Raw genomic sequence first — 26117 nt, 5'->3', positions numbered from 1 at the left:
CGGCGGGCACGAAGCCCGCGTCAGAGCCGGCTGAACCCGCCGCGCGCCGGCTACTTACTGCGCGCTGGCAGTAGTAGCGCCGCCCGATGGCGGGCACGGCAGAATCGCCGGAGCGGCATGCTTCGAGGACGACGACCCGGACGACCCCGCCGGCGCCGATCCGAGGCTTCGCACGCCTGCCGAAATGGCCGAAGCGATGTCGTTCACCGCCTTGCGATGCCCGTCGACGAGCGCATCGTAGCCATCGCCGACGCGCTCTTCCGCGATCGTCCGGCACGTCATCACCGTTTGCGACGCGCCGCCGCGCACGCTCCAGACCGCGTCGATGACCGCCTGCGATCCCGGCCACGATTCGAACCGCTGCACCTTCACCTTTACGCGATACACCCGCGCCGAATCCGGATACGGCGTGCCATAAACGTCGATTGCGTTCAATTGCTGGGCAAGATCGCCGGATAGCGCGCGCCGCACTTCGTCGGCGGGAAGCGAGGCCCAGCGCTCCTGTTCGAGCACGCTCACTTGCGCAGGGCTGGACTGCACGACAAGCTGATTGCGCGCCACCTGCTGCGGCACGTCCACAGGCGCGAGCTCGAAATAGAACGACGCCGGCGCCGACGATACCGCGACCGGCGCGACCGCCGTGCCGCCGAGCGTATAGAACCGGCTCGACGGCGAGGACGAGCATGCCGCGAGCACGCCCGCCGCGCCCAAAGTCAACAACAACGCGCCGATTCTCATGGCTTGTCTCCCGGTTTGCCGCGCAGCAACGATTCCGGATGACGCTCCAGATAATCGGCGAGCGAATTGAGCGATTGAAGCGTCCGCGTGAGTTCCTGCATCGCCTGATGCACGTCGGACTGAAGCGGCGAATCCTGCTGAAGCGTCGACTGCGCCTCGCCGAAAGTCTTCTTCGCCTGCGTGAGCGTATCGCGCACTTCCGGCACGACTTCCTTGCCGAGCTGATCGAAGAGCGCATTGGCGTTCTTCAGCGAGCCGTTCAGGTTCTTGCCGATCTCGTCGAACGGAATCTTGTCGAGCTTGCGCGCGATGTCGGCTATCTGCAGCTGCAGTTCGTCGAGCGTGTTGGGCACAGTCGGCAGTTCGAGCGGATCGTTGCTTGCGCTTACCTTCGCGGGCGGCGCCTTCGGGAAGAAGTCGAGCGCCACGTAAAGCTGGCTCGTCAGCAAATTGCCGGTGCGCAACTGTCCGCGCAGGCCGCGCTTCACGAGCAGTTCGAGCATGTCGTGGCTCGCCGCCGTGCCTTGCTCGGGCAACGCGGCCCGCGCGCGCCTGCCGAGGCGATCGGGATAGAGGTCGATTGTCACCGGCATCATGAACGAATGCGACTGCTGGTCGTATCGCACGCCGATGCCCGTCACCTGGCCCAGCACGATGCCGCGGAAATCGACCGGCGCGCCGACCGACAAGCCGCGCAGCGACTGGTTGAAGTTCATCACGACGCGCACGGGATCGCCGTCCGGGTCCCTCATCGCGTCGGCCTGATCCGAGGCGAGGCGGAACGTGGCGTTCTCCTTCGCCTGCGGGCCGGCCTCCTGGTTCGGCGGCGTCTGGAACGCAATGCCGCCGAGCACGACCGTGGCGAGCGACTGCGTATTGAGCGTGAAGCCGCTCGAATCGAGCCGCAAATCGACGCCGCTTGCATGCCACCAGCGCGAGTTGCCGCCGACGTATTGATCGTAAGGCGCGTTGACGAAGACTTGCATCGTCACGCCGGTGCCGTCCTTGTCGAGCGAAAACGCCGTCACCTGGCCGACCTGCACGCGCCGGTAATAGACCGGCGAGCCGATATCGAGCGATCCGAGCGATTCGCCGTGCAGCGTGAACGTGTGGCCCTTCTGGTCACCGGTGACGGCAGGCGGCGTTTCGAGACCGACGAAGTAGGTCTGGTCCTCGGTCGACTTGCCGGCATCGACGCCGATGTAGGAACCGGACAGCAGCGTCGACAGCCCGGTCACGCCGCTCGCCGCGACGCGCGGGCGCACGACCCAGAAGCGCGTGTCCTTCACGGCGAAATCGGTGGCTTCCTTGGTGAGCTGAACGTCGACGAGCACGCGTGAATGATCCTTCGACAACGTGATGGTCTTCACCGTGCCGACGTCCACGTCCTTGTACTTGACCTTGGTCTTGCCAGGCTCCAGTCCTTCGGCGCTGACGAAGCTGATCGTGACCGTCGGGCCGCGGCTCGATACCGTCTTGACGACGAGAAACACGCCGATCAGCGCCGCGACGATCGGGATCACCCACACGAGCGACGGCAGCCACCGGCTGCGCGGCTCGATTACCGGTTCAGGAAGATTCGGCGGCAGTCCGCCGCCGCTGCCTCGTTCGGGCGTGTCGTTCGATTTCGGCCCGTCCGGACCTTGGCCACTAGTCATATTTCTTTCCTGACGGTTCTATGTTGTCCCATATCAGACGGGGATCGAACTGCATGGAGGCGAGCATCGTCAACACGACGACCGACGCGAACGCGAGCGCCGCCGGTCCCGCCGTGATCACCGCCACCGACTTGAAGCGAACCAGTGCGACGGTGAGCGTGACTACGAAGATATCGAGCATCGACCAGCGGCCGATGCCTTCCACTACGCGATACAGCGTGGTGCGCTGGCGCGGACGCCATACGGAACGCCGCTGCACGGTGACGAGCAGAAACCCGAGCGAGAGCAGCTTCAGCATCGGCACCAGAATGCTGGCGACGAAGATGACGATGGCAAGCGGATAGTCGCCGTCGTTCCAGAACAGCGCGACGCCGCTCATGATGGTGTCGTCCTCGGCGCCGAGGATCGACGACGTATGCAGCATCGGAAAAACGTTCGCGGGAATATAAAGGATCGCGGCGCTGATGAGTAGCGCCCAGGTTCGCGCGATGCTGTCCGGATTGCGCCGGTGCACGACGGCGTCGCAGCGCGTGCATCGCTGCTTTTCGATCGTGCGCGCGAGCGGCTGCACGAGCCCGCACGAATGACACGAGACGAGCTGCGCGCGCGATGCCGTCGTATAGAGCGTGGGTGTCGGTGTTTCCGGTTCGTCGATGGCTGCGTCGAGCGATTTGTCGTTCACGTCTTGTGCCTCACGGATGACGCGAGCGGCTTGCGCGCACGCCGCGTCGGCAATTCGCGCGCGATATCCCACAGCGAGCGCGGATCGAAGCTCACGACGACCGCGACCATCAGCGTCAGTGCGCCGAAAGCGAAAAGCGCGGCCTCGGGAATCACGCGCGCGACGCTCAGCATCTTCACGAGCGTGACGAGCACGCCGAGCATGAACACTTCGATCATTCCCCACGGGCGCACGAACTGAATTGCACGCAACGTGAGATGAAAGCCCGGCGGCACGTACCCTGCGCGCACGGGTATCAGCACGTAGAGCAGCGCGACGAGCTCGCATAGCGGAAAGAGGATCGTCGCGCAAAAGACGAGCACGGCGACGACCTGCATCTGTTCGTTCCACAGGGCGACGATTGCGCCGATAAGCGTCGTCTGCGACGTGATGCCGTTCGCATCGAGTTCGACGATGGGAAACGCCTGCGCGATGACGAACGTGATGAGCGCGGCGAGCGTCGTCGCGCAGATGCGGTCGAGATTGCGCGCGACGCCGCGATAGAGCACCGCGCCGCAACGCGGACAGTTCGCCGAACTGTGCTCGGGAAGCGCGCGCTTCGTGAAGAGCGCGTCGCATTCGTGACACGCGATCAGTGGTTCCGATTCGTTCACGTTCATAGTTCGAGGGCGAGCCTTCTCATGCGTATTCCATGCGTGTTTCGTATGCGCCGCGAGACGGGCCCGGAGCCGGACGAGCAAGTACCGAGCCAGCGGGCGATGGTAGCAGGATCGTAACAAACCGGCTTTCGCCGCGACATGAACGGAATAAGACGGGCCGCTGCGTCGTTCTGTTGTGTTCGCGGCGCGACCACGATGGACCGTTGCACAGGCAGAATAGTTCGTTGCATAAAAGGCGTGCATCGCGGCGAATCGCCCGGCAAGCCGCGCCGGGCCTGGCTTTGCCTGCTTGCGGCAGCCATTTATGCGCATACTGGCAATTCACGGACGTTGCGGTAGCATGGCGGCGCGTGCATCGGACACATCCCGAAAGCATGCGCGATTCGAACATTCCCAGGACATCACGCACCATGGAAAGCAGTGTTGGCATCACGCCGGCGGCGCCCGCCGAACGATACAGCCCCACGGCGATCGGCCTGCATTGGCTCATCGCGTTGCTGATTATCGGCGGCTTCTATCTCGGCTGGATCATGACCGATATCCCCGGCTTCACGCCGACGAAGCTCAAGTACTACTCGTGGCACAAGTGGATTGGCGTGACCGTGTTCGTGCTCGCGGCCTTGCGGCTCGCGTGGCGCGTCACGCATCGCGCGCCGGCGCTGCCGCCGGGCACGCCGCGCTGGCAGCAAGGCGCGGCGCACGTCACGCACATGCTGCTCTACGTGCTGATGCTGGTGATTCCCGCGTCAGGCTATCTGTACAGCTCGGCTGCGGGGCTGCAGGTCGTGTATCTCGGCGTGCTGCCGCTGCCGACGATCATCGGCCCCGATAAGGCGCTGAAGGCGACGCTGCGCATCGTGCACGTCGCGCTGAACTACGGGCTGCTGGTGCTCGTCGCCATGCACGTGCTAGCCGCGCTCAAGCATCACTTCGTCGATCGTGACGGCTTGCTCGGGCGCATGCTGCCTTTCGTCAAGTAAGCGTTGTCGATTGTTTCCTCGCAGTTGGCAGGACGTTTCCGGCCGGCTGTTGGAAACGGCATGCTTTTGATTTTCAATACCCGCTGTTCGTCAGAACTGTTCAGAAGGCACACATGAAAGTGAAACTCAATCGTTGGATGGCGGCCGCCGTGGCCGTGACGTCGCTTGCAGTCGCAGCGGCGGCAGCGGCGCAAGTGGATATGGCGAAGAGTTCGGTCGTCGCCACGTCGAAGCAGATGAACGTGCCCACCGACGGCAAGTTCAACAAGTTCAACGCGCAGATTGCGTTCGATCCGGCGAAGCCGACCGCGGGCAGCGCGAACATCACCATCGACACGGGCAGCTACGACCTCGGCGACGACGAGTACAACAAGCAGGTGCGCGGCAAGGAATGGTTCGATGCGGCCGCGTATCCCACGGCGACGTTCGTTTCCAGCGCGATCGCGCCGGCGGGCGGCAACCAGTACAAGGTGACGGGCAAGATCACGATCAAGGGCAAATCCCAGACGGTCACGGTGCCAGTCACGATCACGCAGCAAGGCGCCACCGAAACGTTCGACGGCTCCTTGCCGATCAAGCGCAGCCAGTTCGACATCGGCACCGGCGAATGGAAGGACACGTCCGTCGTCGCGGACGAGGTCGTCATCAAGTTTCACATCGTCGCCGCCAAGAAGTAAGCGGCGGATATTTCACGCGAATTCAACGCACATTCTGTAGGAGAACAACTTGAAAAAGATTTCGATGATCGCGGCGGGCGCGCTTGCCGCTGGCCTGTCCTTTAACGCGATGGCTGCCGATACGTATCAGCTCGACCCGAACCACACGTATCCGAGCTTCGAGGCGGATCACTTCGGCGGCGTGTCGACGTGGCGCGGCAAGTTCAACAAGAGCAGCGGCACGGTAGTGCTCGACCGCGCGGAAAAGACCGGCACGGCGGAAGTGACGATCGATCTGGCGTCCATCAATACCGGCAATGCGAAGCTCGACGAGCATCTGCAAAAAGCGGAATTCTTCGATACCGCCAAGTACCCGACGGCGGTCTACAAGGGCACGTCGATCCGCTTCGACGGCGACAAGCCGGTTGAAGTCGTCGGCTCGCTGACGATGCACGGCGTCACGAAGCCGCTGAATCTGAAGATCGAGAGCTTCAAGTGCTTCGTCAACCCGATGGTGAAGAAGGAAGTCTGCGGCACGGAAGCCACGGCGACCTTCGATCGCGGCGACTTCGGCATCGACTATGGCAAGTCGTACGGTTTCAGCCTGAAGACGGTGCTGCACATTCAGGCGGAAGGCATCAAGCAGTAACTCCCGCTGCAAACAAAAAAGCGGCCGGTCTGTGAGGACCGGCCGCTTTTTTTATGCATAGCCAACGCGTGGGATCAGACCTGCGCCCCTGCGTTCGGATCGTTCGGATCGAACTTGTCTTTCTTGTCCTTGACGAGATCCTCACGCTTCACGCCGAACCACATTGCGAGCGCGGCGGCCACGAACACCGACGAATAGATACCGAAGAGAATACCGACCGTCAGCGCCAGCGCGAAGTAATGCAGGGTCGGGCCGCCGAACAGGAACATCGACAGCACCATCATTTCCGTACAGCCGTGGGTGATGATGGTTCGCGACATGGTGCTCGTGATCGCGTGGTTGATGACTTCGGTCACCGTCATCTTGCGCTGCTTGCGGAACGTCTCGCGAATCCGGTCGAAGATAACCACCGACTCGTTCACCGAATAACCGAGCACCGCGAGAACCGCCGCGAGCACCGAGAGCGAGAACTCCCACTGGAAGTAGGCGAAGAAGCCGAGAATGATCACCACGTCGTGCAGGTTCGCGATGATGCCCGCGACCGCGTACTTCCATTCGAAGCGGAACGACAAGTAAATCACGATGCCGATCACCACGCACGCGAGCGCGGCCAGGCCGTTGGTGACGAGTTCCTTGCCGACCTGCGGACCGACGAACTCCACGCGCTGCAAGCTCACTTGCGGGTCGTTGGCCTTCAGCGCGCTCATGACCTGTTCGCTCTGCTGCGCGGACGTCAGCCCTTGCTTGAGCGGCAGGCGGATCAGCACGTCGCGCGAGGTGCCGAAATTCTGCACTTGCGCGTCGGCATAACCGAGCTTGGCCATCGTGCCGCGCACGGGTTCGAGCGACACGGCTTGCGGATACTGCACCTCGACCACGGTCCCGCCGGTGAACTCCACCGACAGGTGCAGCCCGCGATGCACGAGAAAGAACACGGCCGCGAGGAACGTGATGAGCGAGATTGCGTTGAAGATCAACGCGCGCTGCATCAGCGGCAAGTCACGGCGAATGCGGAAGAATTCCATGTTTCGTTACTCCGGGGCTCAGTGGGACGAGCCCGGTTTCTGTTGGTCGATGCCCGGGCCCGAACGGCGGCGCACGGTCGGCTTGCCGGAGCGAGCGGGCGTCGCCGGGACCGCGGCGCGCGGCGCGGCCGCAGCGGTCTTCTTCTTGCCCGTGGCCGTCGTGATGACCTCGTCGACAGGGGAATCGTCACCGCGCTGCGCCGCCAGATAAGCGGCTGCCGCAGCGTCGCCATCCGTGCCTTCCGGACGCCACACCTGACCGATCGCCAGCGACTTCAGCTTCTTCTTGCCGCCGTACCACAGGTTCACGAGACCGCGCGAGAAGAACACGGCCGAGAACATCGACGTCAGAATGCCGATACAGTGCACCACCGCGAAGCCGCGCACCGGACCGGAGCCGAACGCAAGCAGCGCGAGACCGGCGATCAGCGTGGTCACGTTCGAGTCGAGAATGGTCGCCCAGGCGTGCTTGAAGCCTTCCTGGATCGCGGTCTGCGGCGGCGCGCCGTTGCGCAGTTCTTCGCGGATACGTTCGTTGATCAGCACGTTCGCGTCGATCGCCATACCGAGCGCGAGCGCGATAGCGGCGATGCCCGGCAGCGTCAGCGTGGCCTGCAGCATCGAGAGAATCGCGACGAGCAGCAGCAGGTTCACCGACAGCGAGAGCATCGAGATCAGGCCGAACAGCATGTAGTACACGATCATGAAGACGGCGATCGCGGCGAAACCGTAGGTGACCGAATCGAAGCCCTTCTTGATGTTGTCGGCGCCGAGGCTCGGTCCGACCGTGCGTTCCTCGATGATGTCCATCGGCGCGGCGAGCGAACCGGCGCGCAGCAGCAGCGCGAGATCGGTCGCGGCTTGCGCGGTCGGCTGGCCGGTGATCTGGAAGCGGTCGCCCAGCTCGGACTGGATGTTCGCCACCGTCAGCACTTCGCCCTTGCCCTTTTCGAACAGCACCATCGCCATCGGCTTGCCGATGTTCTCGCGCGACACGCTCGCAATGGCGCGTCCGCCCGCCGAGTCGAGGCGGATGTTGACCGACGGACGCTGATGATCGTCGAAGCCCGTCGACGCGTCGATGATGCGATCGCCGGTGAAGATCACCTGCTTGCGCAGCAGCACGCGGCGGTCGCCCTGCTTGAAGGCTTCGTCGCCGGGCGGCACCGGATCGTTCGGGCCGATGTACGTGTTGACCGGGTCCGCGAGACGCGCTTCGAGCGTCGCCGTGCGGCCGATGATGTCCTTCGCCTTCGCCGTGTCCTGCACGCCCGGCAGCTCGACCACGATGCGGTCCGCGCCCTGTTGCTGGATCACCGGCTCCGCGACGCCCAGTTCGTTCACGCGGTTATGCAGCGTCGTGATGTTCTGCTTGAGCGCGCCATCCTCGACGGCCCGCTGCGTCGCGGCCGAGAACGTGCCGACCACCTGGAAGCCGTCGCCGCCCTGGCGCGTCGTCCATTGCAGTTCGGAAACGCCCGTCGTGAGCAGGGTGCGCGCGTTTTCCGCCACGGCCTGATCGGAGAAGTTCACCACCACCGATTGCCCCACGCGGTTCACACCGCCGTCGCGGATATTGCGGTCACGCAAGTAAGTGCGGGCGTCGGCTGCGTCGGAGTCGAGCTTCTTGTTCAGCGCGCCGGCCATGTCCACTTGCAGCAGGAAGTGCACGCCGCCGCGCAGGTCGAGACCGAGGTACATCGGCAGCGCGTGCAGCGCCGTCAGCCAGCGCGGCGAGGCGCTTTGCAGGTTCAGCGCGACGATGTACTGCGGATCGGCCGGGTCGCTGTTCAGCGTTTTCGTGAGCAGGTCCTTGACGCGCAGCTGCGTGTCGGTGTCCTTCAGGCGCACGCGAATGTTCGCGTTGGCCTGTGAATTGTCGAACGTGATTTCGTCCGCGGTGATCTTGCTGGCCGCGAGCGCGCCTTCGACATTGGCGAGCGTCGACGAATCGAGCTTGACCGTTGCCTTGCCGCTCGACACCTGCACCGCGGGCGCTTCGCCGAAGAAGTTGGGGAGCGTGTACACGAGGCCGATGACGAGCGCCACCAGCATCACGACATACTTCCAGAGGGGATAACGATTCATGGGGATGGCCGAACGGAAAGTTGGCTTCGGAGGAGAGGGCGTCCGGCGTTATGCGCAACGAGCCGGCTAAGTTGACTCGTCGACTCGGATGGCTCGGAGCGAGGCCGCGCCGGACGCGAAAATACTGGCCTTACAGCGACTTGATCGTGCCCTTCGGAAGAATGGTCGTGACCGACGCCTTCTGCACGGTGATTTCCGTGCCCTCGGCGATTTCGAGGCCCACATACGCGTCCGACACCTTCGTGACCTTGCCGACGATGCCGCCGTTCGTCACCACTTCATCGCCCTTGGCCATGGCCGCGAGCATGTTGCGATGTTCCTTCTGACGCTTCATCTGCGGACGGATCATGATGAAGTACAGCACCGCGAACATCAGGATCAGCGGCAGGAAGCTCATCAGGCTCGATTCAGCGCTGCCCGCGGTTGCGCCTTGTGCAAAGGCATTGGAAATGAACGACACGTTGGTCTCTCCGTTATACGTCGAAAATACGTTCAGAAACTAGGTCAGAAATTAGCCCGGTATTCTACCACTCGCCCTTGCCGCGAAAGTCCCCGGAATGCGCTTTGGCATCAAGCCGTTACGGCATCCGCACGGCGTTCTCGCGGCAATGGAAAGCTAATTGTAATGCGTCGCGGCATCCTGACGGCGAATTGCCGGTCGCCCGCTTAATCGACGCCCCGTGCCCGGTTTTCCGCGAACGTTTTGCGGAACGCCTCGAAAGTGTGATTTTCGATCGATTCGCGCACTTCGCCGATCAACTGCAGGTAGTAATGCAGGTTGTGGATGGTGTTCAGTTGCGCGCCCAAAATTTCGCCGACGCGATGCAAATGATGCAGATACGCCCGCGTGAAGTTCTGGCAGGTGTAGCAGCCGCAGCTTTCGTCGAGCGGCTTCATCGAATTCTTGTGCGTCGCGTTCTTGATCTTCAGGTCGCCGAAGCGCGTGAAGAGCCAGCCGTTGCGCGCGTTGCGCGTCGGCATCACGCAGTCGAACATGTCGACGCCCGCCGCCACGCCCGCCACCAGATCCTCCGGCGTACCGACGCCCATCAGGTAATGCGGCTTGTCGGCAGGCAGCTTCGGGCCGATGTGGTTCAGCACGCGCATCATGTCTTCCTTCGGCTCGCCGACCGACAGCCCGCCGATCGCGAATCCGTGGAAAGGGATGTCCGACAGCCCCGCCAGCGATTCGTCGCGCAGGTCCTCGAACATGCCGCCCTGCACGATGCCGAAGAGCGCGTTCGGGTTGTCGAGCCGCGTGAATTCGTCGATGGAGCGCTTCGCCCAGCGCATCGACATGCGCATGGAATCAGCGGCGTCCTGATGCGAAGTCGGCACGCCGTTGGTCGAATAAGGCGTGCATTCGTCGAACTGCATGACGATGTCGGAGTTCAGCACCTTTTGAATCTGCATCGACACTTCGGGCGACAGGAACAGCCGGTCGCCATTGATCGGTGACGCGAACGTGACGCCTTCTTCGGTGATCTTGCGCAGATCGCCGAGCGAAAAGACCTGGAAGCCGCCGGAATCGGTGAGGATCGGGCGGTCCCATCCCATGAAGCGATGCAGCCCGCCGTGCGCGCCGATGGTCTCCAGGCCGGGCCGCAGCCACAAATGGAACGTGTTGCCGAGGATGATCTGCGCGCGAATTTCTTCGAGTTCGCGCGGCTGGATCGCCTTGACCGTGCCGTACGTGCCGACCGGCATGAAGATCGGCGTTTCGATGACGCCGTGGTTGAGCGTGAGGCGCCCGCGCCGCGCCTGGCCATCGGTCGTGAGCAGTTCGAACTTGAGCCCGTTATCGGGCGGGGTGTGATTCTCGGTCATTGAGGTTCCTGCCACCGGAGAACAGTCCGGCGCAAAGGTTGATGAAATGGTCAGGCGGAGCGCGAGAGCAGCATCGCGTCGCCGTAACTGAAGAAACGGTATCGCTGTTCGATCGCGTGGCGGTAAGCGTCGCGGATCGTGTCCATGCCGGCGAAAGCGGAGACGAGCATCATCAGCGTCGACTTCGGCAGATGGAAGTTCGTCACGAGCCGGTCGACGACGCGGAATTCGTAACCCGGCGTGATGAAGATGTCGGTTTCGGCGCTCGTCGCGGATAGCGGGCGGCCGGCTGCGGCGGCGTCGCGGGCGGCGGCTTCGAGCGCGCGCATCGACGTGGTGCCGACGGCGATCACGCGATTGCCCCGCGCCTTGACCGCCGCGATGCGGTCGACGAGCGTCTGCGGCAGCGCATACCATTCGCTGTGCATCTTGTGCTCCGCGACGTTCTCGACGCGCACCGGCTGGAACGTGCCTGCGCCGACGTGCAGCGTGAGCGTCGCGCGCTCGACGCCGCGCGCATCGAGCCGGGCGAAGAGGGCGTCGTCGAAATGCAGGCCCGCCGTCGGTGCGGCCACGGCGCCGGGATTGGCCGCATAGACCGTCTGATACCGCGTTTCGTCGTAGGCGTCGGCGTCGTGTTCGATGTAAGGCGGCAGCGGCAAGCGCCCGTATTGCTCGATGAGCGTCAGGCAATCGGCAGGGAAATGCAGCGTGTAGAACGGTTCGACACGCTCGCCGACCGTCACGTCGAAGGCATCGGCGAGCCGGATGGTGCTGCCCGCCGCCGGGCTCTTGCTCGCGCGGATTTGCGCGAGCGCGCTCGTCGCGCCGGTCAGACGCTCCACCAGCACTTCCACGCGCCCGCCACTGGCCTTCTGGCCGAAGAAGCGCGCCTTGAGGACTTTGGTATCGTTGAACACGAGCAGATCGCCGGGCTCGACGAGATCGGGCAGTTCGGAGAAGCGCCGGTCGGTGAGCGTGGCCGGCGTACTGCGGTTATCGACTTCGAGCAGACGGCTCGCGCTGCGCTCGGCAAGGGCGCTCTGCGCGATCAGCTCGGGCGGCAGATTAAAATCGAAATCGGAAAGCGTGAACATGGCTTGAAGTCGCACGAACGATGGCGCAAACACGCAGATCCGCGCCGAACAAACCTCACATTGTACTTGCGAAGAGATTCGATGCCCTTATCCGACCGCCGCCTCGCTTCATCGACCGATGTGCTTCCGAATGCGGAAGAAAGCGTCGCGCCGCCCGCGAGGAAGCGGGCCAAGGCTGCGGACAGCGCGGAAAAGAAGCCGAAGCCCGTCGTCAAGACGGCGGACAAGCTCGCGCGGCTCGGGCTCAAGTCGGATATCGATCTCGTCCTGCATCTGCCGATGCGCTACGAGGACGAAACATCGCTGACGCCGATTGCCGAACTCATTCCCGGCGATAACGCGCAGACCGAAGGCATCGTGTTCGACAATGAGATTGCCTACCGTCCGCGTCGCCAGTTGCTCGTCAAAATTCACGATGACGCCGGCGACGAACTCACGCTGCGCTTTCTCAACTTCTATGGCTCGCAGGTCAAGCAGATGGCCATCGGCACGCGGCTGCGCGTGCGTGGCGACGTGCGCGGCGGCTTCTTCGGGCTCGAGATGGTGCACCCGGCCGTGCGTCCTGTCGACGAAGACACGCCGCTGCCGCAGGCGCTGACGCCGGTTTATCCGGCCACGGCGGGCATTTCGCAGGCGTACTTGCGCAAGGCGATCGACAGTGCGCTCGCTCGCGTTTCGCTGCCGGAATTGCTGCCTGAGCCGGTCGCGCGCGCGCATCTCGCGCCGCTCAACGTGCCGGGCCTGCTCGATGCGGTGAAGACGCTGCATCATCCGCGCGCGGATTCCGACGAAACCGCGCTCATCGACGGGACGCATCCGGCGTGGACGCGCATCAAATTCGAGGAATTGCTCGCGCAGCAGTTGTCGCTCAAGCGCGCGCACGCCGAGCGGCGCACGCGCGCCGCTCCCGCGATGCCGCGCCGCGCCGCCGACGACGCCGGTTCCCTCGTCGTGCGCCTCTTGCGCGCGCTGCCGTTCAGCCTGACGGGCGCGCAGGAGCGCGTGTGCGCCGAAATCGCAGGCGAACTGACGCTCGCGCATCCGATGCAGCGTCTTCTTCAGGGCGATGTCGGCAGCGGCAAGACCATCGTCGCCGCGCTCGCGGCGGCGCAGGCCATCGACGCGGGCTATCAGGCCGCGCTGATGGCGCCGACCGAAATCCTCGCGGAGCAGCACGCACGCAAGCTGCGCGGTTGGCTCGAGCCGCTCGGCGTGTCGGTGGCGTGGCTCGCGGGCAGCCTCAAGGCGAAGGAAAAGCGCGCGGCGAGCGAAGCGGCGGCGCTCGGCACCGCGCAACTCGTGATCGGCACCCACGCGATCATTCAGGACACAGTGGAGTTCGCGCGCCTCGGCCTCGTTATCGTCGACGAGCAGCACCGCTTCGGCGTCGCGCAACGGCTTGCGCTGCGGGCAAAGGCGATCAACGCGGCCGACGGCAGGCACGACTTCCAGCCGCATCAACTGATGATGTCCGCGACGCCGATTCCCCGCACGCTCGCGATGACTTATTACGCCGATCTCGACGTATCGACCATCGACGAACTGCCGCCGGGCCGCACGCCGATTCTTACCAAGATCGTGTCCGATGGCCGGCGCGACGAGATCATCGGCCGCGTGCGCGAGGCGGCGCTGACCGGGCGGCAGGTCTATTGGGTCTGTCCGCTGATCGAAGAAAGCGAAACGCTGCAACTGCAAACGGCGGTCGAAACTTACGAGACGCTCGTCGCCGCGCTGCCGGAACTGCGCGTCGGACTGGTTCACGGCCGGCTCGCGCCAGCAGAAAAAGCCGCGGTGATGGACGCCTTCACGCGCAACGACGTGCAGTTGCTCGTCGCGACGACGGTGATCGAAGTGGGCGTCGACGTGCCGAACGCGTCGCTGATGGTGATCGAGCATGCGGAGCGGTTCGGCCTCGCGCAGCTGCATCAGTTGCGCGGGCGGGTCGGGCGCGGCAGCGCGGCGTCGGTATGCGTGCTGATGTACTCGAATCCGCTGTCGCAGACGGCGCGCGCGCGCCTCCAGACGATGCGCGAAACCACCGACGGCTTCGAAATCGCCCGGCGCGATCTCGAAATTCGCGGTCCCGGCGAGTTTCTCGGCGCGCGGCAATCGGGCGAGGCGATGCTGCGCTTCGCCAGCCTCGAAAACGACGGCTGGCTGATCGAACCGGCGCGCGAGGCGGCGCAACACTTGCTCGATGCGTTCCCGGACGCCGTCACACAGCATCTCGCGCGCTGGCTTGGCGCGCGCGAACAGTATTTAAAGGCCTGACGAAGAACTCGCCGCCGCGTTGTCTGTCCCTATTGAATGCAACACCTTACACAGGCGACGGACGCGCGCGCCGATGCAAGACCAGTTGGCGAACCGGCGTTCGCAGGTGTATAACTTCAACCTATCGAATCCAAGTCTTTCATTGGCCCCCAATGACGCTCACTGAATTGAAGTACATCGTCGCGGTCGCGCGCGAGCGGCACTTTGGCCGCGCCGCCGAGGCGTGCTTCGTCAGCCAGCCGACGCTGTCGGTGGCAATCAAGAAGCTCGAAGACGAGCTCAACGTGCAGATTTTCGAGCGCGGCACGAGCGAGGTCAGCGTCACGCCGATCGGCGAGCAGATCGTCACGCAGGCGCAGCGGGTGCTCGAACAGACGCTCGCCATCAAGGAAATCGCCAAGCAGGGCAAGGACCCGCTGGTCGGTCCGCTGCGGCTGGGCGTCATCTATACGATCGGGCCGTATCTGCTGCCGACGCTCGTCAAGCAGATGATCAAGGCCGTTCCGCAGATGCCGCTGATGCTGCAGGAGAACTACACGCTCAAGCTGATCGAACTGCTGAAGCAGGGCGAAATCGATGTCGCGATCATGGCGCTGCCGTTCCCGGAAACCGGGCTGATGGTGCGCGCGCTGTACGACGAGCCGTTCGTCGTCGCGATGCCGTCGGGGCATGCGTGGGAGAACCGCGGCAAGATCGACGCGGACGATCTCAAGCAGGAAACCATGCTGCTTCTTGGCAGCGGCCATTGCTTCCGCGATCACGTTCTCGGCGTCTGTCCCGAGCTGATGCGTTTCTCGCAGAATGCGGACGGCATTCAGAAGACGTTCGAAGGCTCGTCGCTGGAAACCATTCGCCATATGGTCGCGAGCGGCGTCGGCATCACGGTGCTGCCGCGCATGTCGGTGATGGAAGTGAAGCCGCACGCGCCGGGCATCGACGCTGGCTTGCTCAGTTACGTACCATTCGACGATCCGGTGCCCGACCGGCGCGTCGTGCTCGCGTGGCGCAAGAGCTTTACGCGGATGCCCGCCATCGACGCAATCAGCGATGCAATCGCGGCGTGTGACCTGCCGGGCGTGAGGAAACTGGATATGCCGGTGGCGGTTAATTGACGAACGGTTGTCGCGCTCGTTAGCGAGATTTAACGCGTCTCGCCGTGCCGCACTAGGATTATTTCAGACGCTACGGCCGTGTTTAGCGGACGCTTCCGACGAAAGCGTCCCGGTTTGTCGCTTTTGGTCAAGTAAACGGCTCAAGCCTGTTTTCGTTCTCCTTACGACCCTAGAATCGCCCGTGGTTAGCCGATCCGAATCCGGAGATCGGTGACCTCTTACCACGGAGCTTTCATGAATTTTTCGCAGGCCGTCCGCGCCGTCTTCTCCAAATACGCAACGTTCGACGGCCGTGCTCGCCGCGCCGAGTATTGGTATTTCAGTCTGTTTCTCGGACTGGTGTATGTGGCAGTTTCCGTCATCGGCGTTCTCGGCGGGGACTCCATGACGAGTTTCGCGGCCGTCTTGCAAGGCGTGATTGCGCTCGGAACGTTGTTGCCGGCGCTCGCGGTCACGGCTCGCCGTCTGCATGACACCGAGCGGTCGGGCTGGTGGATGTTGCTCTCGCTGGTGCCGATCGTTGGCCTCATCCTGCTGGTCTGGTACTGCACACGCGGCACGCTCGGTACCAATCGCTTTGGTGCCGACCCGGTGGCGTAAGCCGTCGAAGCCTTGCGCGGTCAACGTGCAAGGCTTTGCTAGGAACGCCCGTTCGGCCCCAACCCGAAGCTATCGAATAGATAAAATTAATCGAGTGTAGCTATTCGATAGTTTCAGCTATGCTTCCTCCATCAGCCAGTCAGGAGAGAAGCGATGACCTCGAACCCGTCCCCAGCCCGCGTGCCGACCACATGGTCCGACTGGCGCGGCGTCGCGCTTCACCTCCTCGCCGACTTCGCCCGCACCGCGTGAGCGACGCATCCATCATCCCAAGCGAACATAGATCAAGGAGCATCACGATGACGACCCAACGACTCACGACCGCCGCCGGCGCACCTGTCGGAGACAACCAGAACTCGCAGACCGCCGGCCCGCGCGGCCCGGTGACGCTGCAGGATTTCTGGCTCGTCGAAAAGCTCGCGCATTTCGACCGTGAAGTGATTCCCGAGCGCCGCGTGCACGCCAAAGGCTCCGGCGCGTTCGGCACGTTCCGCGTGACGCACGACATCTCGCGCTACACGAAGGCCAAGCTCTTCTCCGCAGTCGGCAAGGAAACGCCCATCTTCATGCGATTTTCCACGGTCGCGGGCGAACGGGGAGCCGCCGACGCCGAGCGCGACGTGCGCGGCTTCTCGATCAAGTTCTACACGGAAGAAGGCAACTGGGACGTCGTCGGCAACAACACGCCGGTGTTCTTCATCCGCGATCCGTTGAAGTTCCCCGATTTCATCCACACGCAGAAGCGCGATCCGTACACGAATCTTCGCAGCAACGTGGCGGCGTGGGACTTCTGGTCGCGTCATCCGGAATCGCTGCATCAGGTGACTATCTTGATGAGCGACCGCGGCATTCCGAAGAATTACCGGCAGATGCACGGTTTCGGCTCGCACACGTTCTCGTTTCTCAACGCGGACAACGAACGTTCCTACGTGAAGTTCCATTTCAAGTCGCAGCAACCGCTCGAGAATTACACCGATGCGGAAGCCGCCGCCGTGATCGCGAACGATCGCGAAAGCGCGCAGCGCGATCTCGTCGACAACATCGACCGTGGCAACTTCCCGCGCTGGAATTTCCGCATTCAGGTGATGACCGAGGCCGAGGCCGCGAACTACCGCATCAACCCGTTCGACATCACGAAGGTGTGGCCGCATGCGGACTTTCCGCTGATCGATGTCGGCGTGATCGAACTGAATCGCAACGCGCAAAACTATTTCGCGGAGGTCGAGCAGGCGGCGTTCACGCCGGCAAACGTGGTGCCGGGCATCGGCTTCTCGCCGGATCGCCTGTTGCAGGGTCGGCTGTTCTCGTACGGCGACACGCAGCGCTACCGGCTCGGGATCAACCACCATCAGATTCCGGTGAACGCGTCGCGTGCGCCGATGGGCAATCCGTTTCATCGCGATGGCGCGATGCGCGTCGATGGCAACCTCGGCGGCACGGTGAACTACGAGCCGAACCGCTTCGGCGAGTTCGCGCAGGATGCGAGCGTCAATGAGCCGCCGCTCGCGGCGGGCGATGTGTATCGCTACGACCATCGTGAGGACGGCGACTATTACTCGCAGCCGGGCGCGCTGTTCCGCCTGTTCGACGATGCGCAACGCGAGCGCCTGTTCGGCAACATCGCGCGGCACATTCATGGCGTGCCGAACGGCATCGTCGCACGGCAACTGCAGCACTTCCGCCGCGCCGATCCGGCCTATGCGCAAGGCGTCGCCGATGCGCTCGCGGCACTCGGGCAGCGCGTCGATATCGACGAGAACGACACCGCAGCCGTCTGACGCGAGACGCGCGGCGACTGCGATAGATCAGGGAGAAAGATCATGGCTCAGGCTATCAACATCATCGGACAGGCGGTGAACCGCGTCGAAACGACGAGCCGCCGGGCATCGCGCGGCGTGCGGGTGGCGCTTGCGTTCGGCATCGTCGCGACCGGTTATGGGCTCGTCGTCGCGAGTGCGCTGCATGGCGCGGGTGCGGGCGTCTTTGCATGAGACGCCGGGCGGATGCGGCCGTACGACGCGGTTCGCAGCGCTTGCGTGCCTTGCAGGACAGGAAGGCACAGACGTTTCTAAGATAAACTGTCGAGCGCTCGAAAACGTCGGCCGGCGAAACGATCGGAGTCCGAGATCCGTTCGCCGGCAGGGCTTGCATAACGTTCGTATCACTCTCTTACGGAGTCATCATGGCGAAGAAAAATGGCATTCCAGCACCGGCCGTCAATATCGGCATCAGCGACAAGGACCGCAAGCGCATTGCTGACGGCCTGTCCCGGCTGCTGGCGGACACGTACACGCTGTATCTGAAGACGCACAACTTCCATTGGAACGTCACGGGTCCGATGTTCAACACGCTGCATCTGATGTTCGAGACGCAGTACACGGAACTGGCGACGGCCGTCGATTCCATCGCGGAACGCATTCGCGCGCTGGGCGTGCATGCACCGGGCAGCTATCGTGAGTTCGCGAAGCTGTCGTCGATTCCTGAAGCCGAAGGCGTGCCGGAAGCGGAAGACATGATTCGCCAGTTGGTGGAAGGTCAGGAAGCCGTCGTGCGCACCGCACGCGAAATCTTCCCGGCAACGGAAGCCGCGAACGACGAGCCGACCGCCGACCTGCTCACGCAACGCATGCAAACGCACGAAAAGACTGCGTGGATGCTGCGCTCGATGCTCGCGTAAAGCGGCACTGCGTCGATGCTGACAAAAACCCGTGCGATACGAAGCACGGGTTTTTGCTTTTTGGGGCGTCGAGCACGCGAAGTCCGCACGCGGGACGGTGGTCTAAAATAGCCCATCGACTTCATGCCGCCCGCCATGCTCGCCCGTCTCCCGCTCTATATGCGCCTCGTGCGCCTCGACAAGCCCATCGGCAGCCTGCTGCTGTTGTGGCCGACGCTCAACGCGCTGTGGATCGCGTCGGATGGCCGTCCATCGCTGATGCTGATCGTCATCTTTTCGATAGGCACGCTGCTCATGCGCTCGGCGGGCTGCGCAATCAACGATTACGCCGACCGCGACTTCGACCGCTACGTGAAGCGCACCGCCGAGCGGCCGATCACCTCCGGCAAGATCGAGGCATGGGAAGCGGTGGCGCTCGCGGCGGCGCTGTCGCTCGTGGCGTTCCTGCTGATCCTGCCGCTCAACACGCTGACGAAGCAGCTTTCGGTTTTCGCGCTCTTCGTCGCGGGGACCTATCCGTTCACGAAGCGCTTTTTCGCGATACCGCAGGCGTATCTCGGCATCGCGTTCGGCTTCGGCATCCCGATGGCGTTCTCCGCCGTCCAGGATCAGGTGCCGATGCTCGCGTGGATCATGCTCGCGGCCAACGTCTGCTGGTCCGTCGCCTACGACACCGAATACGCGATGGTCGATCGCGACGACGACATCAAGATCGGCATTCGCACTTCCGCGCTCACCTTCGGCCGATTCGACGTGCTCGCCGTCATGCTGTGCTACGCGGCGACGCTCGCGGTGTACGTGTGGATCGGCGTGGCGCTTCATTTCGGCTGGCCGTACTGGCTCGGCTGGGCGGCGGCGGCGGGCTGCGCGGTGTATCACTACGTGCTGATCCGCGATCGCGACCGCATGGCATGTTTCGCTGCGTTCAAGCACAACAACTGGCTCGGCGGCGCATTGTTCGCAGGAATCGCGCTGCAATACGCGCTCGCAGGCTGATCGCCTATTCTGAATGAATTCGGCGCTGGTTTCGCTTTGCCGAAGCCGGCGCTCGAATGCGCATAAGGGTTCGAATTGAATCGCCGAACGATACAAATGGTCGCGTAATTTGTCGCGCGCATAGCCATTCTGTTACTGTCGAAAGACATCGGGTTTATTTGCATTCTCGAATGTATTAACTCTTCCCGATCGTTTCGATAGCTGTCTCGAGGCATTGCATAGCTCCTGTCGCGTTAATCACAGTAGTGACAACGCCTGTGTGCGACAGCTAGTCACCTCAATACAGGGTAATAGTCATGGGTTCTCTCGCGCGGTTCAACGTGGCAACGCTCGTTGCTCGACATAAAATCACGCAATTTGTCGAAACAGGTTACGGTCTTGGGAATTCCTGCCGACATGCGTTAAATAGCGGCATGGGTCACGCGCTTTCCTGCGAGATTCACGAAGATCTTCACCGAAAGGCCGAGCAGAATGAGCGGCTATATGTCGCGAAGTCTGACAGTGCCGATTTTTTGAAATCGGAGAGCGTGCAAAGCGCAATCGCGCAGCAGCGTTGTCTGATTTTTCTCGACGCCCAATTTCCCGGCGCGGACTTCGGCGATAGCAGCTATGACAACGCAAGCCACTCGTCCGCGACGCGCCTGCCGCTCATCGACGAACTCGCATCATTGAAGGGCCGCGCGGCAAATGCGCTGATCGTGATCGACGACGTGCGGGTTTATCGCCGCGACTTCAAGGTGGCGCACGGCGCGCTGCCCGATTCGGTCGCGCACGGCTTTGATCAGGAAGCGCGCTTCCTCGCATTGCTCGGCGAGTTCGGAGCCACGCACTTGCTGCACTGGCTCGCCGAAGACACCGGCTACGCCGTTCTTTGGCCGCGCGCATGGGGCGAATACGGACTGAGCCCATGGGTTCTTCCGGGCGATGTCACGCAGCCGCCCGTGCTTTTCCTGGACGTTCCCGGCACGACCTGCGTCTCGCTCAACCGCCGGCTGCTGGACGCGCGTTTCAGCAATCGCTGGCTCGTGGGGATGGGCATCGACATCGGCGGGGGGAACGACAGCATCGCGGCTTACGCGCAGCTATTTCCGCGCATCCAGACCGTGACGGTCTACGACATGCCGCAGGGCGATGCGCAACAGCTCGCGAACGTGCCCGACGGCGCCTTCGATTTCGTGTATTCGGGACACTGTCTGGAACACATGGTCGATCCGCGCATCGCTATGCGGAACTGGCTGCGCGTGGTGAAGCCCGGCGGACATCTCGTCATTACGGTGCCGGACGAGGACATGTACGAGCAGGGCGTGTGGCCATCCACGTTCAATGGCGATCACAAGCATACCTTCACGATGTTCAAGCGCACGAGCTGGTCGCCGGTGTCGATCAACGTGCTCGACATGCTGCGCCAGTTCGACGGCGAAGTGAACGTGGAGAAGGTCGAGCGCCTGAATCACGCGTTTCTGCGGGGCATGGAGCGATTCGATCAGACACGCACCGCGTTCTCCGAATGCGGCATCGAATTCGTGGTGCAGAAGTTGTAAGGGCAGCAGCGCGGGCTTAATGGGCCTCGCACCGACATGGCAATCGTCGCGCTGGATCGAAGTTGCACTCAGTCGTCTGGACACTACACTGGCCAGATGACTTTCCAACTTCTTTGAATCATGTCATTTCCAGAACGCCCCATTGCTTATGTTCTCGCCGCATCGAGTCACGGCACCATGATCGTGAATCGAAACGATGTCGCGGTTAAGGACGGTTTCACGTATGGCGTCGGTCATCAAATGCTCAATACATCGGGCGCGGCGAATGTACGGCTGGGGTCGCGTGCTGAGTTTCGAGGCACAGGAAATCGTGTGTTACGCGCTGGCCGGTAATCTCGCGATCAACAATTGCATGAATGCGCGTGCAAAACTCGCTGCGCTGGGCGAGCGCGTCGGTGAAATCGAAATTCCGCAGCCCGATTATTACGCGGCCGGAAGTTTCGGCAGTCTCGAACTGCGCGAAATGAAAGACACGCTGAGCATCGGTCAGAACGTGTCTTACGCTTCCGGACGCGGCGTCAAAGTGCCGATGATCAGCATCGATTCCCTGCAACTCGAACGCGTCGATTTTTTCAAGCTCGATGTCGAGGGCATGGAGCTCGACGTGCTAAGAGGCGCTAAAGGAACCTTGAAACGATGCGCGCCGGTCATCCTCGTCGAAACGCTGAAAACCGACGCGCAGGACATCCGCAAACTGCTTGCGGACGTGGCTTATGCCGACTTCTACGAGGTCGCCCCGAACATGCTCGCGATCAGCGAGCGCGACCCGCTGCGGCAACACGTTTCTTGCGCGACAAAGTACTTTATCTCAGCTGACGCTCGCCGCCGCCGGTTAAGCCGCGCCTAATTCGTCTCCCATCTCTTTCGCCCGCGCTTGTGCGGCCAGCGCGCCGCGCACGATCGCATCCTTCACGCCTTGTGCGTCGAAGGAAGCCAGCGCCGCCGCCGTCGTGCCGCCTTTCGATGTCACCCGTTCGCGCAGCACGCTCGCCGGCTCGCCGGATTGCGCCGCAAGCTGCGCCGCGCCGGTGAACGTCGCGACGGCGAGTGCGCGGCCCTGTTCCTCGTCCATGCCGAGCGCGCGTGCGGCTTCCTGCATCGCTTCGATGAAATAGAACACGTAAGCCGGGCCGCTGCCGGAAATCGCGGTGACGGCGTCGAGCTTCGCTTCGTCGTCGAACCACACGGTCGTGCCCACCGCTTCGAGAACTTGCGATGCAAGCGCCTTAGCGGCCTCGCCGACGCCGGGCAGCGCGGCCAGCCCCGTCACGCCCATGCCGATGAGCGCAGGCGTGTTCGGCATCGTGCGCACGATCTGCGTGTGGCCGTTGAGCCAGCGCGAGAGGTCCGTCGCGCGAATCCCCGCCGCGATGCTGATGATGGTCTGCTGCGACAGATGCGGCGCCAGCGCCTCCGCGACGCTCTTGAGCACCTGCGGCTTGACCGCGAGCACGATGGCGTCGTATCCGCCGAGCGTGGCGTCGATGGCCGCGCCTGTCGCGACGCCGAACTCCTTCGCGGTCCGCGCGCGCGCGTCGTCGTTGATGTCGATGGCAAAGATGTCCGCCGGCGCGACGCCGCGTTTGACGAGACCGCCGATGAGCGCCGCGGCCATGTTGCCGCCGCCGATGAATGCGATTTTCATAGAAGAAAAAGGAGTGGGTGATCAGTTCGTGTAATCGCGTGCGCCGAAGATCGCGGTGCCGATGCGGACCATCGTCGCGCCTTCCATCACGGCCGCTTCGAGGTCGGCGGACATGCCCATCGAGAGCGTGTCGAGATCGAGGCCGTCGGCGCGCAGGGCGTCCATCAGTCCGCGCAGGCGGGCGTGGGGCGCGCGCTGGGCGTCGAGCGTATCGGCGGGTTCGGGAATCGCCATCAGTCCGCGCAGCCGCAAGCCGGGCAGGGCGGCGATCGCATGGGCGAGCGCGGCGGCATCGGCGGGTTCGACGCCGCTCTTCGACGCCTCGCCGCTCACATTCACCTGCACGCAAACATTCAGCGCCGCCGCGCCTTCGGGACGCTGCGCGGACAGCCGCTCCGCGATCTTCAGGCGGTCGATCGAATGCACCCAGTCGAACTGTTCCGCGACGAGCTTCGTCTTGTTCGATTGGAGCGGCCCGATGAAATGCCATTCGATCTCGCCGCGCAACTCGGCCAGCGCCGCGATCTTCGTCACGCCTTCCTGCACGTAGTTCTCGCCGAACGCGCGCTGGCCGGCGTCGAAGGCGGCGCGCACGTCGCCGGCGGGGAAGGTCTTGGAAACGGCCAGCAGCCTGACCGACGCGGGATCGCGCGATGCGCTTTGTGCCGCCTGCGCGATGCGTTGCCGGACTTCTGCGAGATGGTGTGCGATGGACATGCGTGAGCGGCTTTCGAAGCAAATCGGACAGTAAGCGGGCAATTATACGAATCCGCCTAGCCGTATAGCAGATGCTCCAAAAGTTGAATCCAGTGCGTGACCGGCGTCGACGTGCCGCTTTGCAGATGCGCGATGCAGCCCACGTTCGCCGACACGATCATCTGCGGTTCCGTCTTCTCCAGCCGATCCAGCTTCTGGTTGCGCAGCGCGTAGGAGAGCTTCGGCTGCAGCACCGAATATGTTCCCGCCGATCCGCAGCAAATGTGGTTATCCGCGGGCAGGCGCACTTCGATGCCGAGCGCCGTCAGCAACGCCTCGACGCGCCCGCGAATCTGCTGCCCGTGCTGCAGCGTGCACGGTGGATGAAACGCGACGGTATGCACGCCCCGCCGCCGCGCGATCGATACGAGCTCTTCCTCGTACAGCGGCAGGATTTCGGCGAGATCGCGCGTCAGATCGACGATGCGCCGCGCCTTCTCCGCGTACATCGGATCGTTGCGCATCAGGTGCGCGTACTCCTTTACCGTCGCGCCGCAGCCCGACGCGTTCATCACGATGGCCTCGACGCCGTTTTCGACATACGGCCACCATGCGTCGATGTTGTTGCGCACGTCGCCGAGCGCGTCGTCGTTATAGCCGAGATGCAGGCGGATCGCGCCGCAGCAGCCGGCATCCGGCGCGGTCACGATCTCGATGCCGAGCGCATCGAACACACGCGCCGTCGCGATGTTCACGTTCGGCATCATCGCGGGCTGCACGCATCCGGCGAGCATCAGCATCTTGCGCGCGTGCTTGCGCGTCGGCTGCGCGAGCGGTTTTTGCGCGACCGGTATCTTCGCGCGCAGCGTGCGCGGAAGGATGCCGCGAAACTGCTGCCCGAGCTTCATCGCGGGCGTGAAGAGCGTGCTGTTCGGCAGAAAGCTCGCGAGCAGGCGGCGTTGCAGGCGCTGGCGCATCGGCCGTTCGACTTTCTCCTCGACCACCTTGCGCCCGATCTCGACGAGCTTGCCGTACTGCACGCCCGAAGGACACGTGCTCTCGCAATTGCGGCACGTCAGGCAGCGGTCCAGATGCGTCTGCGTGCTGCGCGTGACGGGCGCGCCTTCGAACATCTGCTTCATCAGGTAGATGCGCCCGCGCGGTCCGTCGAGTTCGTCGCCGAGCAGTTGATACGTCGGGCAGGTCGCCGTGCAGAAGCCGCAGTGCACGCATTTGCGCAGGATGGCGTCGGCTTCGTCGCCGTCGGCCGTGCCGCGGATGAAATCGGCGAGATTGGTTTGCATCGCTCAGGTCCGCTCGGTTGGCCTAGAAGTCGGGATACAGCCGCCCGCGGTTGAACACGCGCGCCGGATCGAACACCGCCTTCAGTCCGCGATGAATCTTCATCAGCGGCGCAGGCAGCGGCGTGAATACGCCTGCATTACGGTCGTAGGCCGAGCCGGCGCGGAAGATCGTCGCGTGGCCGCCCGCCTGCTTCGCGCTGATGCGAACCGTCTGCGGATCGGTGTCCGTGATCCACCAGCGTTGCGCGCCGCCCCATTCCATCAGCTGCGCGCCCGGCAGATGCAGCGGTTCCGCAATCGACGGCAGCGCGAGACGCCACAGCGCCGAGCGCGGCTCGATCACGGCGAAGAACGGGTCGGTCTGCTCGCGCATGGCGATCCAGAAGCGGTCGGCCTCGACGGCATCGACCACTTCGCCGCCGAGCGTGTTGCGCGCGGTCTTGACGGCGGCTTCGGCGCCCGCGAGACGCAGCGCCAGCGTGCCGTCGCGCCACGCGCTGCCGTTGATCGGCAACGGATGGCCGCCCCATTCGTTGAGCTTGCGCACGCCGTCGGTGGCGTGCATGTCGAATTTGAGCGTGGCTTCGGCGACGGGGCGCGGCAACACCTTTATCGACAGTTCGAGGATCAGGCCGAGCGTGCCGAGCGACCCGGCCATCAGCCGCGAGACGTCATAGCCCGCGACGTTCTTGACCACTTGCCCGCCGAAGTGCAGCACTTGTCCGTGTCCGTTCATGACGACCGCGCCCAGCACGAAATCGCGCGGCGCGCCGGTCCAGGCGCGGCGCGGCCCCGCGATGCCCGCCGCGATGCAGCCGCCGAGCGTCGCATTGCGGCCGAAGTGCGGCGGCTCGAACGGCAGCATCTGGCCGTGCGCTCGCAGCGCGGCTTCGACTTCGGCGAGCGGTGTGCCGCTTTTCGCGGTGATGACGAGTTCCGCCGGATCGTACTCGACGATGCCGCGATGCACGCGCGTGTCGAGAATCTCACCCTGGAGCGTCTGGCCGTACCAGTCCTTCGTCCCGCCGCCCCGGATGCGCAGCGGCGTGCCGGCTTCGGTGGCCCGGGCGATCCGCTCCGACCAGCCGGCGACGATGTCGTCCTGTTCCATGGATGTCCCGCTCTTCGTTTCGACTGCTGTAGTGGCGGTGCCGCCTGTCCGGTCGATTGTACTGGCCGCTTAACGCAGCCATACCCGGACAAACGTGGATAGCGC

General features: G+C 63.6%; 25 protein-coding genes. 12 read left to right on the top strand and 13 right to left on the bottom strand.

Translation table 11 applies throughout. The features are described from left to right. Positions 1–54: 54 nt before the first annotated feature. The 4 genes from LDZ21_RS11890 to LDZ21_RS11875 are packed head-to-tail and all read right to left on the bottom strand — an operon-like array spanning position 55 to position 3737. Positions 55–738, bottom strand: coding sequence for a PqiC family protein (locus LDZ21_RS11890; protein WP_244793497.1), 684 nt, complete (start codon positions 736–738; stop codon positions 55–57). Further along, positions 735–2396, bottom strand: a complete 1662-nt coding sequence (locus tag LDZ21_RS11885; protein ID WP_244793496.1) for a PqiB family protein — start codon at positions 2394–2396, stop codon at positions 735–737. The genes LDZ21_RS11890 and LDZ21_RS11885 overlap by 4 nt, the downstream gene beginning before the upstream one ends. Next, on the bottom strand, positions 2389–3078 hold the full coding sequence (locus tag LDZ21_RS11880; RefSeq protein ID WP_370888566.1) for a paraquat-inducible protein A: 690 nt from the start codon (positions 3076–3078) through the stop codon (positions 2389–2391). Before LDZ21_RS11880 ends, LDZ21_RS11885 begins: the two co-directional genes overlap by 8 nt. Then, complete coding sequence (locus tag LDZ21_RS11875) at positions 3075–3737, bottom strand: paraquat-inducible protein A (protein WP_244793495.1); 663 nt, start codon at positions 3735–3737, stop codon at positions 3075–3077. Before LDZ21_RS11875 ends, LDZ21_RS11880 begins: the two co-directional genes overlap by 4 nt. 410 nt (positions 3738–4147) lie before the next feature. Here LDZ21_RS11875 and LDZ21_RS11870 point away from each other — a divergent pair, with 410 nt between their 5' ends. The 3 genes from LDZ21_RS11870 to LDZ21_RS11860 all read left to right on the top strand — a co-directional run bounded on the left by LDZ21_RS11870 (position 4148) and on the right by LDZ21_RS11860 (position 6022). Next, positions 4148–4717 (top strand): cytochrome b, encoded by a 570-nt coding sequence (locus LDZ21_RS11870; RefSeq protein ID WP_035961649.1) that lies wholly within the window; start codon positions 4148–4150, stop codon positions 4715–4717. A 113-nt stretch (positions 4718–4830) separates the two neighbouring features. Beyond that, positions 4831–5394, top strand: a complete 564-nt coding sequence (locus tag LDZ21_RS11865; RefSeq protein ID WP_035961647.1) for a YceI family protein — start codon at positions 4831–4833, stop codon at positions 5392–5394. A 64-nt stretch (positions 5395–5458) separates the two neighbouring features. Beyond that, entirely contained in the window at positions 5459–6022 is a 564-nt protein-coding gene (locus tag LDZ21_RS11860) for a YceI family protein (protein ID WP_404980558.1), read from the top strand. Positions 6023–6096: 74 nt separating this feature from the next. On the opposite strand, the gene secF is transcribed toward LDZ21_RS11860, so the two are convergent. From secF to queA, 5 genes are all read right to left on the bottom strand, one after another. Next, the gene (gene secF / locus LDZ21_RS11855; protein ID WP_244793493.1) at positions 6097–7047 is read right to left on the bottom strand and encodes a protein translocase subunit SecF; all 951 of its coding nucleotides are present in this window, start codon (positions 7045–7047) and stop codon (positions 6097–6099) included. An 18-nt stretch (positions 7048–7065) separates the two neighbouring features. Continuing rightward, complete coding sequence (gene secD / locus LDZ21_RS11850) at positions 7066–9135, bottom strand: protein translocase subunit SecD (protein WP_244793492.1); 2070 nt, start codon at positions 9133–9135, stop codon at positions 7066–7068. A gap of 130 nt (positions 9136–9265) precedes the next feature. Further along, entirely contained in the window at positions 9266–9595 is a 330-nt protein-coding gene (yajC, locus tag LDZ21_RS11845) for a preprotein translocase subunit YajC (protein WP_035961628.1), read from the bottom strand. A 206-nt stretch (positions 9596–9801) separates the two neighbouring features. Further along, positions 9802–10962, bottom strand: coding sequence for a tRNA guanosine(34) transglycosylase Tgt (gene tgt, locus LDZ21_RS11840; RefSeq protein ID WP_244793491.1), 1161 nt, complete (start codon positions 10960–10962; stop codon positions 9802–9804). Between the two features lie 50 nt (positions 10963–11012). Next, the gene (queA, locus tag LDZ21_RS11835) at positions 11013–12059 is read right to left on the bottom strand and encodes a tRNA preQ1(34) S-adenosylmethionine ribosyltransferase-isomerase QueA (protein ID WP_244793490.1); all 1047 of its coding nucleotides are present in this window, start codon (positions 12057–12059) and stop codon (positions 11013–11015) included. An 81-nt stretch (positions 12060–12140) separates the two neighbouring features. Here queA and recG point away from each other — a divergent pair, with 81 nt between their 5' ends. The 9 genes from recG (at position 12141) to LDZ21_RS11790 (ending at position 22103) form a co-directional block, all read left to right on the top strand. Further along, positions 12141–14330: an ATP-dependent DNA helicase RecG gene (recG, locus tag LDZ21_RS11830; protein ID WP_244793489.1), complete on the top strand. Its 2190-nt coding sequence runs from the start codon at positions 12141–12143 to the stop codon at positions 14328–14330. 152 nt (positions 14331–14482) lie between these two features. Then, positions 14483–15442 (top strand): hydrogen peroxide-inducible genes activator, encoded by a 960-nt coding sequence (locus tag LDZ21_RS11825; protein WP_035961612.1) that lies wholly within the window; start codon positions 14483–14485, stop codon positions 15440–15442. Between the two features lie 234 nt (positions 15443–15676). Then, positions 15677–16042, top strand: coding sequence for a DUF805 domain-containing protein (locus LDZ21_RS11820; RefSeq protein ID WP_244793488.1), 366 nt, complete (start codon positions 15677–15679; stop codon positions 16040–16042). A 299-nt stretch (positions 16043–16341) separates the two neighbouring features. After that, a complete protein-coding gene (locus LDZ21_RS11815) occupies positions 16342–17820 on the top strand; it encodes a catalase (protein WP_244793487.1) in 1479 nt (492 codons plus the stop codon). Positions 17821–17862: 42 nt separating this feature from the next. Continuing rightward, positions 17863–18033 (top strand): hypothetical protein, encoded by a 171-nt coding sequence (locus LDZ21_RS11810; protein WP_244793486.1) that lies wholly within the window; start codon positions 17863–17865, stop codon positions 18031–18033. 191 nt (positions 18034–18224) lie between these two features. Beyond that, positions 18225–18719: a Dps family protein gene (locus LDZ21_RS11805; protein WP_035961595.1), complete on the top strand. Its 495-nt coding sequence runs from the start codon at positions 18225–18227 to the stop codon at positions 18717–18719. 135 nt (positions 18720–18854) lie between these two features. Beyond that, positions 18855–19715, top strand: coding sequence for a 4-hydroxybenzoate octaprenyltransferase (gene ubiA / locus LDZ21_RS11800; protein WP_244793485.1), 861 nt, complete (start codon positions 18855–18857; stop codon positions 19713–19715). A 527-nt stretch (positions 19716–20242) separates the two neighbouring features. Then, complete coding sequence (locus LDZ21_RS11795; RefSeq protein ID WP_244793484.1) at positions 20243–21256, top strand: methyltransferase domain-containing protein; 1014 nt, start codon at positions 20243–20245, stop codon at positions 21254–21256. Positions 21257–21452: 196 nt separating this feature from the next. Further along, entirely contained in the window at positions 21453–22103 is a 651-nt protein-coding gene (locus tag LDZ21_RS11790; RefSeq protein ID WP_342346294.1) for an FkbM family methyltransferase, read from the top strand. On the opposite strand, the gene proC is transcribed toward LDZ21_RS11790, so the two are convergent. The 4 genes from proC to glcE are packed head-to-tail and all read right to left on the bottom strand — an operon-like array spanning position 22089 to position 26012. Continuing rightward, a complete protein-coding gene (gene proC / locus LDZ21_RS11785) occupies positions 22089–22901 on the bottom strand; it encodes a pyrroline-5-carboxylate reductase (RefSeq protein WP_244793482.1) in 813 nt (270 codons plus the stop codon). The genes LDZ21_RS11790 and proC overlap by 15 nt on opposite strands. 21 nt (positions 22902–22922) lie before the next feature. After that, positions 22923–23618 (bottom strand): YggS family pyridoxal phosphate-dependent enzyme, encoded by a 696-nt coding sequence (locus LDZ21_RS11780; RefSeq protein WP_244793481.1) that lies wholly within the window; start codon positions 23616–23618, stop codon positions 22923–22925. Positions 23619–23674: 56 nt separating this feature from the next. Then, positions 23675–24901: a glycolate oxidase subunit GlcF gene (gene glcF / locus LDZ21_RS11775; protein ID WP_035961579.1), complete on the bottom strand. Its 1227-nt coding sequence runs from the start codon at positions 24899–24901 to the stop codon at positions 23675–23677. A 22-nt stretch (positions 24902–24923) separates the two neighbouring features. Then, positions 24924–26012 carry a glycolate oxidase subunit GlcE gene (glcE, locus tag LDZ21_RS11770; protein ID WP_035961572.1) on the bottom strand — a complete coding sequence of 363 codons (1089 nt, stop codon included), beginning with the start codon at positions 26010–26012 and terminating at the stop codon, positions 24924–24926. Between the last annotated feature and the right edge of the window lie 105 nt (positions 26013–26117).

The sequence above is a fragment of the Caballeronia grimmiae genome (assembly GCF_022879615.1).
GTDB classification, from domain to species: Bacteria; Pseudomonadota; Gammaproteobacteria; order Burkholderiales; family Burkholderiaceae; genus Caballeronia; species Caballeronia grimmiae.
Note: the sequence above shows the minus strand (reverse complement) of the source record. Positions and strands in the feature narration are given on the sequence as shown.

Excerpts from the sequence above, each read along its gene's own strand:
- LDZ21_RS11890 (WP_244793497.1), bottom strand. The coding sequence starts at position 738 with ATGAGAATCGGCGCGTTGTTGTTGACTTTGGGCGCGGCGGGCGTGCTC.
- LDZ21_RS11885 (WP_244793496.1), bottom strand. The coding sequence starts at position 2,396 with ATGACTAGTGGCCAAGGTCCGGACGGGCCGAAATCGAACGACACGCCC.
- LDZ21_RS11875 (WP_244793495.1), bottom strand. The coding sequence starts at position 3,737 with ATGAACGTGAACGAATCGGAACCACTGATCGCGTGTCACGAATGCGAC.
- LDZ21_RS11870 (WP_035961649.1), top strand. The coding sequence starts at position 4,148 with ATGGAAAGCAGTGTTGGCATCACGCCGGCGGCGCCCGCCGAACGATAC.
- LDZ21_RS11865 (WP_035961647.1), top strand. The coding sequence starts at position 4,831 with ATGAAAGTGAAACTCAATCGTTGGATGGCGGCCGCCGTGGCCGTGACG.
- LDZ21_RS11860 (WP_404980558.1), top strand. The coding sequence starts at position 5,459 with ATGATCGCGGCGGGCGCGCTTGCCGCTGGCCTGTCCTTTAACGCGATG.
- secF (WP_244793493.1), bottom strand. The coding sequence starts at position 7,047 with ATGGAATTCTTCCGCATTCGCCGTGACTTGCCGCTGATGCAGCGCGCG.
- secD (WP_244793492.1), bottom strand. The coding sequence starts at position 9,135 with ATGAATCGTTATCCCCTCTGGAAGTATGTCGTGATGCTGGTGGCGCTC.
- tgt (WP_244793491.1), bottom strand. The coding sequence starts at position 10,962 with ATGACCGAGAATCACACCCCGCCCGATAACGGGCTCAAGTTCGAACTG.
- queA (WP_244793490.1), bottom strand. The coding sequence starts at position 12,059 with ATGTTCACGCTTTCCGATTTCGATTTTAATCTGCCGCCCGAGCTGATC.
- recG (WP_244793489.1), top strand. The coding sequence starts at position 12,141 with ATGCCCTTATCCGACCGCCGCCTCGCTTCATCGACCGATGTGCTTCCG.
- LDZ21_RS11825 (WP_035961612.1), top strand. The coding sequence starts at position 14,483 with ATGACGCTCACTGAATTGAAGTACATCGTCGCGGTCGCGCGCGAGCGG.
- LDZ21_RS11820 (WP_244793488.1), top strand. The coding sequence starts at position 15,677 with ATGAATTTTTCGCAGGCCGTCCGCGCCGTCTTCTCCAAATACGCAACG.
- LDZ21_RS11815 (WP_244793487.1), top strand. The coding sequence starts at position 16,342 with ATGACGACCCAACGACTCACGACCGCCGCCGGCGCACCTGTCGGAGAC.
- LDZ21_RS11810 (WP_244793486.1), top strand. The coding sequence starts at position 17,863 with ATGGCTCAGGCTATCAACATCATCGGACAGGCGGTGAACCGCGTCGAA.
- LDZ21_RS11805 (WP_035961595.1), top strand. The coding sequence starts at position 18,225 with ATGGCGAAGAAAAATGGCATTCCAGCACCGGCCGTCAATATCGGCATC.
- ubiA (WP_244793485.1), top strand. The coding sequence starts at position 18,855 with ATGCTCGCCCGTCTCCCGCTCTATATGCGCCTCGTGCGCCTCGACAAG.
- LDZ21_RS11790 (WP_342346294.1), top strand. The coding sequence starts at position 21,453 with ATGTCGCGGTTAAGGACGGTTTCACGTATGGCGTCGGTCATCAAATGC.
- proC (WP_244793482.1), bottom strand. The coding sequence starts at position 22,901 with ATGAAAATCGCATTCATCGGCGGCGGCAACATGGCCGCGGCGCTCATC.
- LDZ21_RS11780 (WP_244793481.1), bottom strand. The coding sequence starts at position 23,618 with ATGTCCATCGCACACCATCTCGCAGAAGTCCGGCAACGCATCGCGCAG.
- glcF (WP_035961579.1), bottom strand. The coding sequence starts at position 24,901 with ATGCAAACCAATCTCGCCGATTTCATCCGCGGCACGGCCGACGGCGAC.
- glcE (WP_035961572.1), bottom strand. The coding sequence starts at position 26,012 with ATGGAACAGGACGACATCGTCGCCGGCTGGTCGGAGCGGATCGCCCGG.